Raw genomic sequence first — 16852 nt, forward strand, 5'->3', positions numbered from 1 at the left:
GGGATGAGAATATGTCTTCATTACAAATTATTTTGTTGTTAATCATTGCAGCCATCACCGGCATCGCAAGTGTATTGGATGAAGGGCAGACACACCGTCCGCTTGTGGCCTGCACGCTGGTTGGCCTGGTGCTCGGGGACTTAAAAACAGGAATTATTCTAGGCGGCACACTGGAGCTGATGGCGCTGGGCTGGATGAACGTCGGCCTTGCCATGGCACCTGATACAGCGATCGCCTCTGTCATCTCAACCATATTAGTCATTACCGCTGATCAGGGAATTGGCGAAGGCATCGCCGTTGCTGTTGCTTTGGCAGCTGCGGGTCAGGCGCTGACCATTTTTGTGCGGACGATCACTGTCTTTTTCATTCACCGCGCTGATCGCTACGCAAAAGAAGGGAATATAAAAGGAATTGAAATCATGCATATTACCGCGATGGTATTTCAAGCACTGCGCGTCATGATACCGACATTAATTGTCGCATTGATCAGTGTCAGTGCGGTTCAGGCGTTTCTGGGCAATATTCCGGACGTGATTACAAAAGGGCTGCAAATAGGCGGCGGCATTATCGTGGTTGTCGGATATGCCATGGTGATCAATATGATGAATATTCCTTATTTGAAGCCATTTTTCTATATTGGATTTTTATTAGCGGCGTTTACCGATTTCAACTTAGTGGGATTTGGGGCCCTTGGTCTCTGTCTGGCGCTTTTATACCAGCAGGTCATGCAAAGACAAAACGCCCACGGAGCGGTCGCAGCTGCTTCAGACGGCGGCCGTGTTGCTGTTTATGATGACGATGACGACCTTGACGCCTAAACCATGAGGGGTGACGAAAAGATGGAGAAAGAAAAACGATTAACGAAAAAAGAGATTTTCAGCATGTTTATTCGTTCAAATTTTTTGCTCGGTTCCTTTAACTTCGAACGTGTGCAGGCCATGGGATATTGCTATGTGATGATACCGGCGATCAAAAAACTGTACGGTCCCGGTGCAAAAAGAAACGAAGCCTTGCAGCGGCATTTGGAATGGTTTAATACACATCCGTGGCTGACAGCGCCTATATTTGGCGTGACGGCAGCCATGGAAGAAGAAATGGCGAACAACAAAGGAATTGATGGAAAAGCGATCAGCGGAATGAAAATCGGTTTGATGGGCCCAATAGCGGGTGTAGGCGATCCGATTTTCTGGGGAACGATTCGCCCGGTCTTAGCTGCGTTAGGGGCGTCACTAGCTTTAGGCGGAAACATTGCCGGGCCTTTGCTATTCTTTTTCTTGCTGAATGCCATAAGATTAAGCACTAAATATTACGGGTTAAAGTATGGCTATGTAAAAGGAATCGAGATTCTGCAGGATTTAGCGGGGAATCGTATTCAAAAGCTGACAGAGGGCGCGTCGATTCTTGGGTTATTTGTTATGGGGGCTCTCGTTTCCAAATGGACCACGATCAACATTCCCATCGTTGTGTCAAAAATTAAGGATGAAAGCGGCAAAGTGGATGTTCAAACCGTACAAAATGTATTAGACAGCATTATGCCGGGTGCGCTGCCTCTAGGGTTAACGTTGTTAGTGGCATGGATGCTGCGCAAAGGGGTGAATCCTCTTCTCATTATATGCGGAATTTTTATCATCGGGATTGTTGGGTATTGGGCTGGATTCTTAGCATAAGCTCTGTGGAATGTAAGAAGAGGGAGACTGCCGCAGTCTATCATATAACATTCACTCGGATAAAAGCGGAAACCAGGGGAGAATGGCTACAAACTCACCAACTTGTACAGCAGTCTCTCTTGAAAGTGTTCAAACAAGAAGAGAGGAGCGAAGAAACAAATGAAAAAGAGACTTTCTCAAGGCATCATCATGTTGACCCTGCTGTTTACGATGGCATTTCCTGTTGAGGCAGCCGATTCAAGCTACTATGATGAGGATTATCGACCTCAATATCATTTTACGCCGGAGGCTAACTGGATGAATGACCCAAACGGGATGGTATATTATGATGGAGAATATCACTTGTTCTATCAATACCATCCATACGGGCTCCAGTGGGGGCCCATGCATTGGGGGCATGCCGTGAGCAAAGATTTGGTTACGTGGAAGCACCTTCCTGTTGCACTGGCTCCGGATGACAAAGGCACGATCTTTTCTGGAAGCGCAGTTGTAGACAAGAATAACACAAGCGGTTTTCAAACAGGCGAAGAGAAGCCGCTTGTGGCCATTTATACACAGGATCGGGAAGGGCATCAAGTACAGAGCATCGCCTATAGCAATGACAAAGGGAGAACGTGGACGAAATATGCAGGCAACCCGGTCATTCCAAACCCGGGGAAAAAAGATTTTCGCGATCCAAAAGTCTTTTGGTATGAAAAAGAAAACAAGTGGGTGATGGTGCTTGCGGCCGGTGACCGAATTCTTATGTATACGTCCAAAAATCTGAAGCAGTGGACATATGCAAGTGAATTTGGAGAGGGGCAGGGAAGCCATGGCGGAGTATGGGAATGCCCGGATTTGTTTGAGCTTCCGGTAGACGGCAATCCGAATCGGAAAAAATGGGTCATGCAGGTCAGTGTCGGAAACGGAGCGGTTTCGGGAGGATCAGGCATGCAATATTTTGTAGGGGACTTTGATGGAACTCATTTTAAAAATGAAAATCCGTCAAACCAAGTTCTCTGGACGGATTACGGCAAAGACTTTTATGCGGCTGTATCCTGGTCCGACATTCCATCCTCAGATGGCAGGCGGCTTTGGTTAGGCTGGATGAGCAATTGGCAATATGCGAATGATGTCCCTACATCCCCATGGAGAAGTGCGGCATCCATTCCAAGAGAGTTAAAATTGAAAACGCTTACTGGAGGGACTAGAGTCGTCCAAACACCGGTGAAAGAGCTGCAAACCATTCGCGGGAACGCTAGGAAGTGGAAGAATCAGACCATATCGCCTGCAAGTCAAAATGTGTTAGCGGGCCTATCTGGTGATGCGTATGAATTGCATGCAGAATTTCAAGTAACTCCAGGTTCGGCAGCTGAATTTGGTTTTAAAGTTCGAACAGGCAAAAATCAATTCACAAAAGTCGGCTATGATCGAAAGAACGCCAAATTGTTCGTTGACCGGAGCAAGTCGGGGAATGTCACCTTTCATCCAACCTTTAACACAGGAAAACAAACAGCTCCGCTGAAGCCGGTCAATGGAAGGGTAAAGATGCGCATTTTTGTCGACCGCTCTTCAGTTGAAGTGTTTGGGAATGACGGACAGCAGGTCATAACCGATATCATTCTCCCGGATCGATCGAGCAAAGGTCTTGAGTTATATGCGGCGAATGGCGGTGTAAAGGTGAAATCATTAGCGGCATACCCTTTACAAAAGGTGTGGGGAACGTCACCTTTTATCTCGAATTTGTCTGGCTGGACGACGGTCAATGGCACATGGGCTGACACAATTGAAGGAAAACAAGGAAGATCGGACGGTGACTCCTTTACGTTGTCTTCAGCTTCCGGATCAAACTTCACCTATGAATCTGATATCACCATTAAGGATGGAAACGGAAGAGGGGCGGGGGCGCTTATGTTCCGCTCTGACAAAGGCGCCAAAAATGCTTATCTTGCCAACGTGGATGCGAAGCATGACCTGGTGAAATTCTTTAAATTTGAAAACGGCGCCGCTTCTGTCATCGCCGAATACAAAACGCCGATAGACGTGAACAAACAGTATCATTTGAAAACTGAGGCCGAGGGCGATCACTTTAAAATTTATTTAGATGATCGTCTTGTGATTGATGCGAATGATTCCACATTCTCAGAAGGTCATTTTGGCTTGAATGTGTGGGATGCGACTGCTGTCTTTCAAAATGTAAACAAGGGGCCTTAAAATGGAATTTCATGTAGCAGACACTCAATAAAGCCCTTCATAAAACAGAAGCTGAGGGACAGTGGGTCAATCCATACTGTTCCTCAGCAAATCAATGTTTGTTAAAGGGTTGGCAACTTTATCGCGGTTTCGATATTTTGTAAATTCATCTTAACTTGTTCATCTGTGTTCCAAGGGTGGTACCAGCCCTTTTCCATCATATAGCTAGAGATTTGTTCATGCATATCGAGGGCTTCCTCTAAATGGCGGATCAGGACCTCTTTTACTTCAGGCGTTCCAGCTTCCGTTGCGGCCATCGCATAATTTCTGACGCCGTTTTTTGCGGCAATCAATAAATCCATGGCGATGATTTGGTCTGTCAGTACATTCATGCCGGTCAGATATTCAATGATAGGATTCATTATTCACTCATCTCCTCATTCATGCTTTGCTTTAGATAAAATCGAGGCAAATTCCTGTAGCTGCCGTGTGGTGGTGTCAACGTCTTGCTGCATGATTTCCTTCAGCTTCGGATCTGATACCAGCGCCTTCATTGTTTTGGATTTCGTTAAACAAAGTGTCTTAAATGCAGTCATTTCCTGAACCTCAAGCACTTCATGTAAGGCATAGTTCATTTCTGTAACCTCCGTTTTTTAAGGTTTTAACACAACTTTTATACAGTCATCCATTTTTGCATCAAAGATGTCATAGCCATGCTTGGCTTCACTAAGAGGCAGGACATGGCTTACAACGTCACCGGGGTCAATTTTGCCCGTTGACACTAATTCAAACATGTATGGCATATAATGGATCACCGGAGCTTGTCCAGAACGTATATTGATGTTTCGCTGCATGATATCTCCTAACGGGAAACCGTTATATCTGCCGCCGTACACGCCTGTAATTTGGATGGTTCCTCCTTTGCGGACGGCTTGGGAAGCAATGACCAACGCACTCATCGTTCCGCCATGAAGCTTTAATCCGCTTGCAAGGAATTCGAGGTCGCTCATTTTCCCATCCATCCCAACAGCGTCAATGACAACATCAGCTCCGCCTTTGGTGATTTCCTTCAAGTAACTCCCTGTATTCTCATGATCTTCAAAATTAACGATTTCTACTTGATTTGTTCGTTTGGCATGCTGTAAGCGGTAGTTTACATAGTCAACCGCTATAACGCGCTTTGCGCCCTTTAGCCAACAAAACTTTTGAGCAAAAAGGCCGACTGGCCCGCAACCTAGAACGATAACTGTATCGCCTTCTTTTACGCCGGCATTGTCAACACTCCAGAAACCGGTTGTCATGGCATCGGATATCACGCTTAACTTCTCATCGGGCTCCTCACAGGTTTCAGGAATTTTAAAATGGGTAAAATTCGCAAATGGCACTCTTAAATATTCAGCCTGTCCGCCCGGATAACCGCCTGTTTGTCCCGAATAACCGAAATAGGCGCCCATTTCTCCATTGTCATTAGATTGATCACACTGGCTTTCCAGCTGATGTTTACAAAAAAAGCATTCACCGCAGGCGATTGTAAAAGGAATAATGACGCGATCGCCTTTTTGCACTTTTGTCACGCCCGGCCCAACTTCTTCAACGATGCCCATCGGTTCATGGCCGATGACATAGTCTTCTTGCAGATTTGGAATGAATCCATGGATTAAATGTAAATCTGATCCGCAAATGGCTGTACTGGTGACTTTTATAATCATGTCATCGGACTTTTCAATCTTTGGATCTGGCACATCTTTGACAACAACATTTTTAATGCCTTGATACGTTACGGCCTTCATGCTAAAAAACCTCCAATGTTAATGTTCATCAGGTGTCCGGTCAAACATCCCTTTTCGATTTGTTTCAACAGGAAAGAGATTCATGTTGCCGACCATGATCGTATTTTTTGCAGAGAGCTGATCCAGTTTATATTGTTCGCTCAGCTCATACGGGTGGAACCATTTTTTGCTTATCATGAGTTCCGTTATTTCTTGATGCATTGCGATTCCTTGCATCAGCTGTTTCCGTAACAAGGCTCTTACATCAGGTGATGCGGTTTCAGTCAAAGCTACTGCAGTATTTCTCACGCCTTCTTTTGCTCGTATCAGAAAATCTAACGCGAATGTGGTATCTGCAAGTTCAGGCACATTCAGCGAATTAATAGGGTCTAAATGATCTTGGTTCAATGGTGCTCACCTTCCTTTCAATCAATGATGGGCGTTGGGCGGCTTTGAGGGACAGGAGCCTGAAATGGCGCACGCTCATAAACCGCTTGTAAATCAGTAAGGTCTTGCATGGCTTGCTGCACATCTTTCTGCATCAAGTCCTTTAGATCTTGGTCAAATACAAGTCCCTGCATTAATTTTGATTTCGCTACACAAAGGGTTTTAAAATTAACGATTTCATGTAAATCTACCGCTTCGTGAGCAGCTAATGTTTGATGATCCATAGTGATGTAACCTCCTTTAATCAACGTTACATTTCCCGAAATGAGGGTGTAGCATACGGATAGAACTGTTCACTGTAAAAAAGGGCGCATTCCATATATATAATTGAAGTTGTTTTTTGGAGAGGTTTATACGCTTCATTCAAAAGAATCCGGTCTTTCATCATCAAATAAGGATATAACAAAACGCCATTAAGATTACATAACAAACCTGGCTAATAGAAAGCCTCTAAAACCTTGGGGACTTGGGTCTTTTTACCTTTGTATTTTGCACAAAGTAGTGTATAATACAAATCGTAATTATTTCGTTTTGCGGAGAAGGAGTGTTGTAATGGGAATGTTATCTGTAAAGAGGTTAGGCATATTAACGATTGGTTCATTACTGGTATTGGCAGGGTGTCAGACATCAGGTTCGTCAAAAGGTGAGTCTAATCCATCATCCTCAGCAATTGAAGAAAACTCTTCTAAAACGCAAGAGCAAACATCAGAAGCTCATGATCATGAGCACGATCACGGCTACGACCATAGTCATGTACATGATGAAGAGACAGAAAAAATTTATGAAGGCTATTTTAAAAACAGCCAAGTAAAGGATCGCCAGCTTTCTGATTGGGAAGGAGACTGGCAATCTGTGTACCCATTTCTTCAAGATGGCACTCTTGACGAAGTATTTTCACATAAATCCGAGCATGAAGGTGACAAGACAGCTGAAGAATATAAAGAATATTATAAAAAAGGGTATAAAACAGATGTTGATCGTATCGTAATCCAGCAAGATACAGTAACGTTCTTCAAAAATGGAAAAGAATCTTCTGGTAAGTATACGTATGACGGATATGAGGTTTTAACATATGATGCGGGCAATAGAGGGGTAAGATACATATTCAAACTAGCTGAAAAAACTGAAGGCCTTCCTCAGTATATTCAATTTAGTGATCATAGTATCTATCCGACTAAAGCTAGTCACTACCATCTGTATTGGGGTGATGACCGTAAAGCTTTACTTGATGAAGTTAAAAACTGGCCTACCTACTATCCGTCAGAAATGGACGGCCACGATATTGCCCATGAGATGATGGCGCACTAATCCTATGAAATATGATTTTACCTATGAATAAGGTAGTGCTTAGACGCCAGCTGCTGACTTCTCGTCAGCAGCTTTTTTCCTTCTTTCGTTTCTTCCTCTCCGTCCGATCAACTCATGAAACGTTTTAAGCTGTTGATTTCTCATATTAGGAGATCGTGAGTTCCTTCGCGTTATATTCTTCGTATCGTAAGCAATATATCGCACTACGCCTGACATCTTCGTTTTTCGATCACTTATAAAAACTTTACTGAAGTCTAGAAAAAATAAACAAAACATTAATAAAACGATGCTATTTCATTAACAAAGGTAAGATACGATCAATATAACTTTATGGTTGGCAAAAAAGTGTTGTAGAGAGAATGAAAAGTAAGGGAGAGTATGAAAGTATGACATTACGAAGGATGAAGAAACATGTAATAGTGGCTTTATTTGCTTTGGTATTATTTCAAAGCTCTGTGAGTGTATGTGATGCGAGCGCAACAGCTAAAGCAAAAACAGTAACGCCGCCGCCACCTGCTTCAGGATACTTTGTGGATCATTACAAAAATAACAGTTCTGCTAATATGACAGTGAGTTCCAATCCCGCGATCGGAGTGCTTTCAGAATTTCAAAAGCTTTGGTCTCCCGGAAGTACTTGGGATAGCGGAGTGAAACGAAACAGCAGCGTGTTGGATGCTAATATTCAAAAAGTGGCTGACTTTGCTAAACACCGCACCCCGCTCGAGGAAAATGCTGCATACTTTGATGATCGCAGGAATCAGAGCTACAGTGTGATTGACGGCCTTGGTCCGCTTACTGATATCTATCGAATAAATGCGGGCGCGACGACAACAATTAACAGTATCCCTGCAGATGCCGCGATAAAAAAATATCATGATGAAGGAACCAATTCCGGCAGCACGAGTTCCAGTCTCGGCAGCATCGTCAGTTTAGTCAATACGTTACGAGGCCCCTATTCTTCAACGAACCCGGCTAAGGGATATTTTCAATATCCACGCCCGTTTCGCTGGGAAAGCAATTCTATTCTTGTCCCAACCCTTGTACCCGCAATTAATCCTGATCCGGCCAAAGACGGAGGATTTCCCAGCGGACATACAAATGCCGCATATCTCAGCGCTTTTGCCATGGCTTATGCCGTGCCGGAGCGTTATCAGGAACTCCTTACCCGGGCTTCAGAGCTCGGCCAAAACCGTATTGTTGCCGGTATGCATTCCCCGCTTGATGTCATGGGAGGACGTGTCATGGCAACTGGATTGGCGGCCGCTATTCTATCTGATCCAGCCAATCAAAGCTTGAAAAAGGCTGCTTATGATGAAGCTCATCAGAAGTTGTTAACGCAAACCGGCACGGCTGAAGATCGATTCAGTGATTATAACATGAATAAAAATCAGTACACCCAGCGATTGACATACGGATTTGGGCGAATGAATTCAATTGCTAAACCTATGGTGGTTCCAAAGGGAGCTGAAGTCCTGCTTGAAACCCGTTTTCCTTACCTTGACAAAAAGCAGCGCCGCTCGGTTTTAGCTACAACAGGCCTTCCTTCCGGCTATCCTGTTCTCGATGATGCGGAAGGGTGGGGAAGGCTTGATCTCTTTTCCGCTGCCGATGGGTATGGCGCTTTTGACAAAAACGTTACCGTGGCCATGGATGCTTCCAAATGCGGCTTTTATGCACTTGATCGTTGGCGTAACGATATCTCCGGCAAGGGAAAGCTGACCAAAAAGGGGACAGGCACATTAAAGCTGGAGGGGAACAATACATATTCCGGCGGCACGAGGATTGATCAGGGAACGCTTGAGGGCGGTTCAGAGACAGCTTTTGGGAGAGGCGATGTTTCAAACAACAGAGGCATCCTGAAGGAAGATGTGTCAGGTAAACTGATCATAGGCGGAGATTACAAGCAATCAGCCAAGGGTATCCTTGAACTCAACCTTAGCGGTAAACATGATCAGTTCCAAATCAAGGGCAAGGCAAAAATAAAGGGGACATTACGCCTCCATTTTTCGGATAACTATATCCCGGAAGACGGCTCCACGATCATCACCTATCATAAGCGTAATGGATCCTTTTCTTCAATCGAAACCACGGGCTTGCCAAGCAAGTACAAAGTGAAGGCCATCTATAAATCCAACCGGATTCAATTAAAAGTTGCAAAATAGATCCAAAGCATCTTCCAGCATTAAAAAGCGGATGGAATACGGAGCGACTGTTTGATGTGTATCCGTCGCTTGAGAAATGATATTAACGTCTGGATTTTTTTCCATAACAAAGCACCTGTCAATGACAGGTGCTTAGATTGTTGACAATATCTTAAAACAGCTATCGTTTTAGGATATTGTCATTTTTTCAGCGTGATGGAGACCCTAACATGCTTTTTCCGAGACACGATTTTCTTATTATAGCGTCGGCTTTCTCCCTATCGAACGAAAGCGCGGGTGTTCTGCAAGGATGGAGCTTTTCATTTCTTTTACTGCTGGATGGTCTGATGCAAAGAATTGATGTTTGGATTCGTAAAGCTCAACTAATGTTCCGTTATCCAGTACACCTAGTGTGTCACTCAACTGATAAGCGGCTTTTAAATCATGCGTAATAAAAAAATACGATAACCCAAAATCGTCTTTTAGCTCTTTTAACAAATCTAATATTCGTGTTTGAGTTACCATGTCCAGACTGCTGACTGATTCATCTAATACGATCAGCTTCGGTTTGAGGGAGATTGCTCTTGCGATATTGATTCGCTGCAATTGACCGCCGCTGAATTGGTGTGGATATTTTGTTAAATCGTCTTCACGTAAGCCTACTCTTTCCAACAGCTCGATGATGGTTCGCCTTTGCTCGTCGATTGTGAGCCTTTCATAGTTTTCTAATGGTTCTGCTATAATCTGTTCCGCCGTCATCCTTGGGTTGACGGCGGAGTGTGAATCTTGAAAAACCGCTTGAAGATCGCGGCGTATTTTCCGGCGGATTGATTGCTCTGCTTGATATATGTCATGTCCTTGAAAAAGTATTTGGCCCGATTGCGGCCGTTCCAAACCGAGCAGCACCTTTCCTAATGTGCTTTTACCGGCTCCGCTCGGCCCAAGCAAACCAAAGCATGTACCCTTCTCAATCGAAAAGCTGATACTGGATAGGACTTGTTGAGATTGGAATTTCCATTTGAATAATGAACGCTCCGCATAACGATGAGAGACTTCTTTCACTTGTAATAAACTCACTTGTTCACCCCATTAAAATGCCGCTCTTTGTCAAACTGGCCCAATGGCACGGTCATCAATTGGCAATGTCAAACGTGCATCCAATAGCTTCTTTGTATAGTCATGATGTGGTGCATCAAACAGCTGAAACACATCTGCTTTTTCTGCGATTCTCCCTTTCTGCATCACAGCAACTTCATCCGCCATTTCTGCAATGACGCCCAGATCATGTGAGATGAGCAAAATCGCCGTTCCACACGTAGAGCGCAGGTCGTCTAAATGTTTCAGCACGGTCTTCTGATTATTGACGTCTAGAGCAGTGGTGGGTTCATCCGCAATGAGAATGGCTGGATGTAAGCATACAGCGGCTGCGATCATCACCCGTTGAAGCATTCCGCCGCTTAATTGAAAAGGATAAGATTTTAAAAGTGTAACAGGATTGGATAAGTTCACATGATGCAATGCTTCGATTGCAAGCTCCTTCGCCTGTTTTTTGTTAACAGACGTATGAGTGCGAATGGTTTCGATCATTTGATGACCAATCGTAAAAACGGGTGTAAAAGCGTTCATCGGATTTTGCATAATATAAGCGATATCTTTGCCGCGGATCTTGCGCATTTCTTGATCTGCCAATCCGTTTAATTCTCGGCCTTGTAATGAAATGCTTCCTTCCACCTTGGTTGTTTTTTGATTGAGCATCTGAAGAATGGACATGCCCGTTACCGTTTTTCCGCATCCGCTCTCACCAATCAGGCCAAGGATTTGACCGCGCTTCAGTTCTAAATTGACGTCTTGCACAAGGGTTGACATGCCTCTTTGCGTTTTGGCCTGTACATGCAAATCTTTCACTTGCAGCACCGGTGATTGTTCTGTTTCCAACTTCTCATTCCTTTTTATCATCGACGTTTGACTCCGTATTTGTCTGATAGACTCTCGCCCAATATATTGAATGTTACAACCACAAGCATGATCATCATCCCTGGGTAAATCATCAACTCAGGGTTCGTCCGAATGTATGATTTTCCTTCATGAATCATCGCTCCCCATTCCGCAGCCGGTGGCTGAACGCCTAACCCAAGAAACGACATAGCGGATATATCCATAATGGCCCAGCCCATTTCCAATGTACCCATCACCACGAGGGGAGGGAGGACATTAGGTATGATATGTTTTTTCATAATCTTCCATTGTGATGATCCGTTGATTTTTGCGGCTTTAATAAAGTTTTCCTCTTTCAGGCTAAGCACCATTCCTCTGAAGATTCTTGCATAATAGACCCATTGCACAAGCATGAGGGCCAGAATGACTTGAGGAAGTCCAGGCCCGAATATGCCCACTAGACCAAGAACTAAAATTAAGTTCGGAAAGGCCATCACACCATCACAAAATCTCATTAACAGCTGATCAATCCATCCGCCTTTATATCCCGAAATCGTACCGACAATGAGGCCGATCACGAGTGAGGAAATAAAAATGAGCACCGCAAATCCTAGAGAAATTCGTGCGCCGTACAATAGGCGGGATAAGTTGCATCTTCCTAAATGATCAGTTCCTAAAGGGAATTCCCAGGATGGAGGATGCAGCTTATATGACAAATGAACAGCAACAGGGTTGTTCGGCGCAATCCAAGGGGCACATACAGCGATTAGAAACAGAATGGACAATATGGTAATACATACTGTTATCACTTTTTGACTTTTGTATATCCTGCGTATGCCTCTGATCATCGATACTGCCCTTCTTTCCTGGAAATGCGTGGATCAATATACATTTGAATAAGATCAACGATTAAGCTGCTCACTATAAAAAAGGTGGCGGCGATGAACACATAGCATTGAATGACTGGGATGTCACGATTGAATATGGCCTCAATAAAATAACGGCCAAAGCCAGGCCAAGAAAAAACCACTTCAACAATAATGGTTCCGGTGAGCAGCTTGCCAAGATTCATTCCCAGGCCTGTAATCATCGGAGAAATGGCCATTTTCAATACATGCTTAGCCATAATGCTTTTCTTTTTCAGCCCTCTGATTTTTGCGTATTGTACATACGGTTCTTGCAGATTTTCTATAACACTGGCGCGCAAAAGCCTTGTATACATCGCGATTAAAGGTATCGCCAGCGTCAATGACGGCAGTACGAGGTGCTGCCATGTTCCAATTCCTTCTACTGGAAAAAGATCTAATTGAACAGAAAAGAAAAAAACCATCATATACCCTAACCAAAAAGTCGGAATGGATGCCCCGAAAAAGGAAATAAAGCGACTGATATGATCAACTGCACGATTTCTTTTGATCCCCGCAAAGAAGCCGAGAGGCACACTGACAAGCACCGCGATCAATAAGCTCCCAAGCGCAAGCTCGAACGTTGCTGGCATTCGGAGTGCAACCTCGTCCCAAACCGGCTGATTCGAAACATAGGATAAGCCAAAATCGAATTGGCATATCTTCAAAATCGAATTGGCATATTGGATAAAGAATGGTTGATCTAAGCCAAACTCATGTCTTTTTTGTTCTAAAATGTCATCGGTTGGCTGGATATGCGCTGCGGCTACATACGCTTCAGCCGGGTCAACCGGTGAGAGTTGTATCATTCCAGTTGTCAGAAGTGCAGCTATAAGAAACACTGGAATGATAGACATGATTCGTTTCAATATATAGATGCCCATAAAAGCCTCCTACTGCTTTATGCGGATACCTGTAAATGGATGTTCGTCACGATTAGCAGGGAAAGTGAAGTGTGTCATATTCTTTTTATAGATCGCTATCTTTTTCATATAAGAGATTGGAACGATGGCTCCCTGATCTTGAAGGGATGTTAAAATAGATGAGTAAAGCTTTTGGCGCTCTTTTTCATCAGTTGTTTGAGGAACCTTTTCCATCTGCTTTAATAACTCTTCTTTGTTTGGATAGGCAGAAATCGCTTCATTAAATCCAAACCCTTTTGACGCGACAATGTTTACAAATGTATGCGGGTCATAAGGCGCGCCGTAGTTGCTAAAGAAGTTCATATCAAATTCATTCGCTTTGAACCGTTTTACCTGAGTCGCCAATTCTACTCCCTCAAGATTCAGCTTCACTCCAATGGCCGCCCATTCTGCTTGCAGCGTTTCTGCCATTGCTTTTTGAATGGATTCCGCGGAATCATACATCATACTAAATTCAAGCAGCTTTCCGTCTTTCTCACGCACCGTCTTTCCATTCGGGAGCTTCCAGCCTGCCGCATCTAATAACGCTGCCGCTTTTTCCGCATCATATTTCATGGGCTTTATATGAATATCAGATGTATATGGGAAAGTTGTCGGCAAAATATAATCTGCTTTTTCTTCTAACCCGGAGGTAATGCCTTCCACCATGGCGTCTTTATTAAAGCCATAATGAAGGGCTTGGCGAACACGTTCATCAGACAGCTGTTCTTTTTTCGTATTCATAACAAGCTGTCTCGCCGCTACCGGTTCAGAAAGGCTTGTTTCATATTGGCCTGTCGATTGCAGCTGCTTATATGCATCCAAACTGATGACGCCTTCACCGTAAATGAAATCCAGTTCGCCTTTTTCAAACGCGAGCACTCTTGTTTCTGCGTCCGGGATGACTTTCACCTTGATTTTCTCGACCTGAGGCTTTTCACCCCAATAATTTTCATTTCGTTTAAAAATCGCATATTCATCGGTTTTATGTTCTTCCAATACCCATGGACCCGTCCCGACAGGTTTAGTGACGCCTTTTGATGTATCGCCGTCCTTCGGGAATCCATTCTCGCCTAAAAACCGAACAGGCCGTACAACTGCCAGCTCCTGAATGGTGGGATAATAGGGTTCAGTGAGTGTCAATTGAAATGTATGATCATCGATTATTTTTGTTTGAACTATTTTTGTCATAAACCCTAACCAGCTATGCAACTCAGGATGTTTTAAAATGGAATCAAAATTCTTTTTCACGATTTTCGCATTAAAGGTTGTCCCGTCTGAAAATGTTACATTCTTACGCAAATGAAACGTATACACTTTGCCGTCATTAGATAGATCCCAAGACTCAGCTAAATGCGGTTTAAGCTTTCCGCCCGCTTCATAAGAGACCAAAGGCTCATATACCATGGACTGCGTCATCAATTGGGAAGGGTTATAGACATGTGGATTCATTTCTCCTATATCTCTAGGCCAAGCCATTGTGACCATATTGTTATGATCTTTCTTCTCTGATGAATGTCCTGCGTTTGTACATCCTGCTAAAAAAATAGAAAAGATGAGCATGAATAAGAAAGTAATGTTAATTTTCAAACGAATCCGCCCGCTAAGCATCTGTGGTTTCCTCCTAAATGATGTTGATAATCATTTTCATTTTAAGGAGAGCGAAACACCTTGTCAATGTAAGAATATAGGTATTAATGTTGAATCCAGTGATGTGTCAACGGCTGTTTGTAGAAATCACAATAAAACAAGTATTGGAGAATACATGTAACGATAAAATGCCAAAGCTCAGTGCACCCCAGGCAGAGAATCCATGCGCCGTTGACACAGGCAATTATGAACAAACAACAAGCAGCTCAACCGTTGAAAACAGCGGTACACTTAAGGCAGGCTTCGCGGTTGCCAAACCGGCCAGCTTTGTCAAAATATAAAAACCCATCCGTGCTACAAACGGCAAAACCCTTACAACAAATGAGGAAGAGGTTCTCAAGTAAGGTTTTTAAGTCGAACCTACAACCTTATGAATATTTGAAAGGAAGGACGTATAAGATGGCAAATAAAGAAGGTAAGACGCTTCGGTTCCCCACGCCGCAATAGAAAGGAGGAAACCCCCCGTATGTACTGGGAGCCCATGAATGCAAGCGCCTAAACGAAAGGTCCATTTGAAGCTCCTATAGATGTAATAGTTCACTGCTGTTAATAAAACCTAAAACGCGGCATACCAATTCTTCAAAGTGAATCAGAGACAGGAGAGGGCTGTTGGCGCTGTCGAGCTTTTCAATGAAGTATTGGTATCTACACATAATGTCCACATACATATGCCATAATCGATCAAAATCCAATGGAGGTAATAAATGGTGCTCCTCTTCTTCGCCATACCTTGCTGGAGTCATCATCACCGACCTCTTAGTTAATCGACCATCAGTGTAGTTTCACTACCATAATGCTATAACCTGAAAGGCCGAGTTCAATTTCTCGGCCCCGTCTAACTCAGTTTCTCATTAGTATCAAAATTAATTCTTATCTTAAATCTTCTTATGATTCTACTTCTGATACACTTTTTATAGTGATAGAGTAGGTCTGACAATTAATTCACTTACATCGATCTCTACTGGCTGCGAGATTGCATATAGAATGGCCTGTGCAATAGCAGAAGCAGGAAGCGCTTGTCTGCGGTATTCGATCATAGCTTCACTCGCCTGTTTATCCGTAATATGATCGGCTAGTTCTGATTCCGTTACGCCCGGTGCAATTACAGTTGTTCGAATATTATTCGTTGCTTCCTGTCGCAAGCCTTCTGTGATGGCACGGACAGCATACTTGGTTGCGCAATAAACAGCTGCAGTGGGGGTAATCTCATATGAGCCTATGGAAGCTAAATTGACGATATGTCCGCTATTCTGCTCTTTCATTATAGGCAAAACAGCGCCAATACCATGCAGGACTCCACGAATATTTACATCGATCATACGATTCCATTCTGCGATTTTCAGAGATTCCAATTTAGATAATGGCATTACACCCGCATTATTTACGATGACATCGATTTTGCCGTATGCTTTTATAATTTCTTGGACGGTATGCTGCATTTGTTCAAAGTCTGTGACATCCAGTTGCTTGTAATCTGCATGATATCCTTTTTGGAGAAGAGTGGATACGAGTGTTTCTAACTTATCTGTTCTCCGCGCTGCTGCTATTACTGTAGCTCCATTCTCAGCTAATAAATCAACAGTTGCTGCTCCAATACCGCTGCTTCCACCGGTGACAAGAACAACTTTATTCTTTATACTCATCTTTGTATCATCCTCTTTTAAGTCATTTTTCTTTAAGAAATCTTTAGCTTCTTTCACGATGCAGGACCATCCCTGCGTGATATAAGATTCCGTTTTTAAAATCTCCATCAGCTGTGAATCCTGTATCATCTTGATATTCAATGTGGTCACCTGTTATTTGGTAATGACCTGTATAGGCGCATTCGACATTGCCGCGAGCTTCAATATAGCGACCATCGGACAGCAGTTCATGCCTGATATACCGATCTTTGGTAACCCAAAGCCCACCGTAAGAATAATTGTTTTTTTCATCCATATCATCAGCTCCTTTTCT

19 protein-coding genes are annotated in these 16852 nt (G+C 43.6%); 6 read left to right on the forward strand and 13 right to left on the reverse strand.

The genetic code is table 11. The features are described 5' to 3' along the window. Positions 1 to 11: 11 nt before the first annotated feature. From levF to BV11031_RS04810, 3 genes are all read left to right on the forward strand, one after another. Positions 12 to 818: a PTS fructose transporter subunit IIC gene (gene levF, locus BV11031_RS04795; RefSeq protein ID WP_010327834.1), complete on the forward strand. Its 807-nt coding sequence runs from the start codon at positions 12 to 14 to the stop codon at positions 816 to 818. Positions 819 to 839: 21 nt separating this feature from the next. Further along, positions 840 to 1667 (forward strand): PTS fructose transporter subunit IID, encoded by an 828-nt coding sequence (gene levG, locus BV11031_RS04800; protein WP_010327833.1) that lies wholly within the window; start codon positions 840 to 842, stop codon positions 1665 to 1667. Positions 1668 to 1826: 159 nt separating this feature from the next. Further along, positions 1827 to 3860, forward strand: a complete 2034-nt coding sequence (locus BV11031_RS04810; RefSeq protein WP_010327832.1) for a levanase SacC — start codon at positions 1827 to 1829, stop codon at positions 3858 to 3860. Between the two features lie 101 nt (positions 3861 to 3961). Here the strand turns inward: BV11031_RS04810 and BV11031_RS04815 are convergent, their stop codons facing one another. The 5 genes from BV11031_RS04815 to BV11031_RS04835 are packed head-to-tail and all read right to left on the reverse strand — an operon-like array spanning position 3962 to position 6279. Continuing rightward, positions 3962 to 4261, reverse strand: coding sequence for a spore coat protein (locus BV11031_RS04815; RefSeq protein ID WP_010327831.1), 300 nt, complete (start codon positions 4259 to 4261; stop codon positions 3962 to 3964). Between the two features lie 15 nt (positions 4262 to 4276). Next, positions 4277 to 4474: a hypothetical protein gene (locus BV11031_RS04820; protein ID WP_010327830.1), complete on the reverse strand. Its 198-nt coding sequence runs from the start codon at positions 4472 to 4474 to the stop codon at positions 4277 to 4279. A gap of 18 nt (positions 4475 to 4492) precedes the next feature. Next, entirely contained in the window at positions 4493 to 5629 is a 1137-nt protein-coding gene (locus BV11031_RS04825; protein WP_010327829.1) for a zinc-dependent alcohol dehydrogenase, read from the reverse strand. Positions 5630 to 5647: 18 nt separating this feature from the next. Then, positions 5648 to 6016 (reverse strand): spore coat protein, encoded by a 369-nt coding sequence (locus BV11031_RS04830; protein WP_010327828.1) that lies wholly within the window; start codon positions 6014 to 6016, stop codon positions 5648 to 5650. A gap of 17 nt (positions 6017 to 6033) precedes the next feature. Further along, complete coding sequence (locus tag BV11031_RS04835) at positions 6034 to 6279, reverse strand: hypothetical protein (RefSeq protein WP_010327827.1); 246 nt, start codon at positions 6277 to 6279, stop codon at positions 6034 to 6036. Positions 6280 to 6607: 328 nt separating this feature from the next. Between BV11031_RS04835 and BV11031_RS04840 the strand changes: the two genes are divergently transcribed. Next, entirely contained in the window at positions 6608 to 7363 is a 756-nt protein-coding gene (locus tag BV11031_RS04840) for a ZinT family metal-binding protein (RefSeq protein WP_010327826.1), read from the forward strand. 386 nt (positions 7364 to 7749) lie between these two features. Then, positions 7750 to 9525, forward strand: coding sequence for a phosphatase PAP2 family protein (locus BV11031_RS04845; RefSeq protein ID WP_010327825.1), 1776 nt, complete (start codon positions 7750 to 7752; stop codon positions 9523 to 9525). Here BV11031_RS04845 and BV11031_RS23165 read toward each other — a convergent pair. The 6 genes from BV11031_RS23165 to nikA form a co-directional block, all read right to left on the reverse strand. Continuing rightward, positions 9508 to 9630: a hypothetical protein gene (locus tag BV11031_RS23165; protein WP_276569932.1), complete on the reverse strand. Its 123-nt coding sequence runs from the start codon at positions 9628 to 9630 to the stop codon at positions 9508 to 9510. The two genes, BV11031_RS04845 and BV11031_RS23165, sit on opposite strands and share 18 nt — an antisense overlap. 132 nt (positions 9631 to 9762) lie before the next feature. After that, complete coding sequence (nikE, locus tag BV11031_RS04850) at positions 9763 to 10581, reverse strand: nickel import ATP-binding protein NikE (protein WP_010327824.1); 819 nt, start codon at positions 10579 to 10581, stop codon at positions 9763 to 9765. 30 nt (positions 10582 to 10611) lie between these two features. Then, the gene (nikD, locus tag BV11031_RS04855) at positions 10612 to 11439 is read right to left on the reverse strand and encodes a nickel import ATP-binding protein NikD (protein WP_026014420.1); all 828 of its coding nucleotides are present in this window, start codon (positions 11437 to 11439) and stop codon (positions 10612 to 10614) included. Positions 11440 to 11456: 17 nt separating this feature from the next. After that, a complete protein-coding gene (gene nikC / locus BV11031_RS04860) occupies positions 11457 to 12287 on the reverse strand; it encodes a nickel ABC transporter permease subunit NikC (RefSeq protein WP_010327822.1) in 831 nt (276 codons plus the stop codon). Further along, positions 12284 to 13228, reverse strand: coding sequence for a nickel ABC transporter permease subunit NikB (gene nikB / locus BV11031_RS04865; protein WP_010327821.1), 945 nt, complete (start codon positions 13226 to 13228; stop codon positions 12284 to 12286). The genes nikC and nikB overlap by 4 nt, the downstream gene beginning before the upstream one ends. A 9-nt stretch (positions 13229 to 13237) precedes the next feature. Beyond that, the gene (gene nikA, locus BV11031_RS04870; protein ID WP_010327820.1) at positions 13238 to 14857 is read right to left on the reverse strand and encodes a nickel ABC transporter substrate-binding protein; all 1620 of its coding nucleotides are present in this window, start codon (positions 14855 to 14857) and stop codon (positions 13238 to 13240) included. A gap of 86 nt (positions 14858 to 14943) precedes the next feature. Between nikA and BV11031_RS04875 the strand changes: the two genes are divergently transcribed. Beyond that, on the forward strand, positions 14944 to 15177 hold the full coding sequence (locus BV11031_RS04875) for a hypothetical protein (RefSeq protein WP_010327819.1): 234 nt from the start codon (positions 14944 to 14946) through the stop codon (positions 15175 to 15177). A 630-nt stretch (positions 15178 to 15807) separates the two neighbouring features. Here the strand turns inward: BV11031_RS04875 and BV11031_RS04880 are convergent. Further along, positions 15808 to 16596: an SDR family oxidoreductase gene (locus BV11031_RS04880; RefSeq protein ID WP_010327817.1), complete on the reverse strand. Its 789-nt coding sequence runs from the start codon at positions 16594 to 16596 to the stop codon at positions 15808 to 15810. Continuing rightward, positions 16583 to 16834 carry an Atu4866 domain-containing protein gene (locus BV11031_RS04885; protein WP_010327816.1) on the reverse strand — a complete coding sequence of 84 codons (252 nt, stop codon included), beginning with the start codon at positions 16832 to 16834 and terminating at the stop codon, positions 16583 to 16585. Before BV11031_RS04885 ends, BV11031_RS04880 begins: the two co-directional genes overlap by 14 nt. Positions 16835 to 16852: the final 18 nt, after the last annotated feature.

The sequence above is a fragment of the Bacillus vallismortis genome (assembly GCF_004116955.1).
Lineage (GTDB): Bacteria > Bacillota > Bacilli > Bacillales > Bacillaceae > Bacillus > Bacillus vallismortis.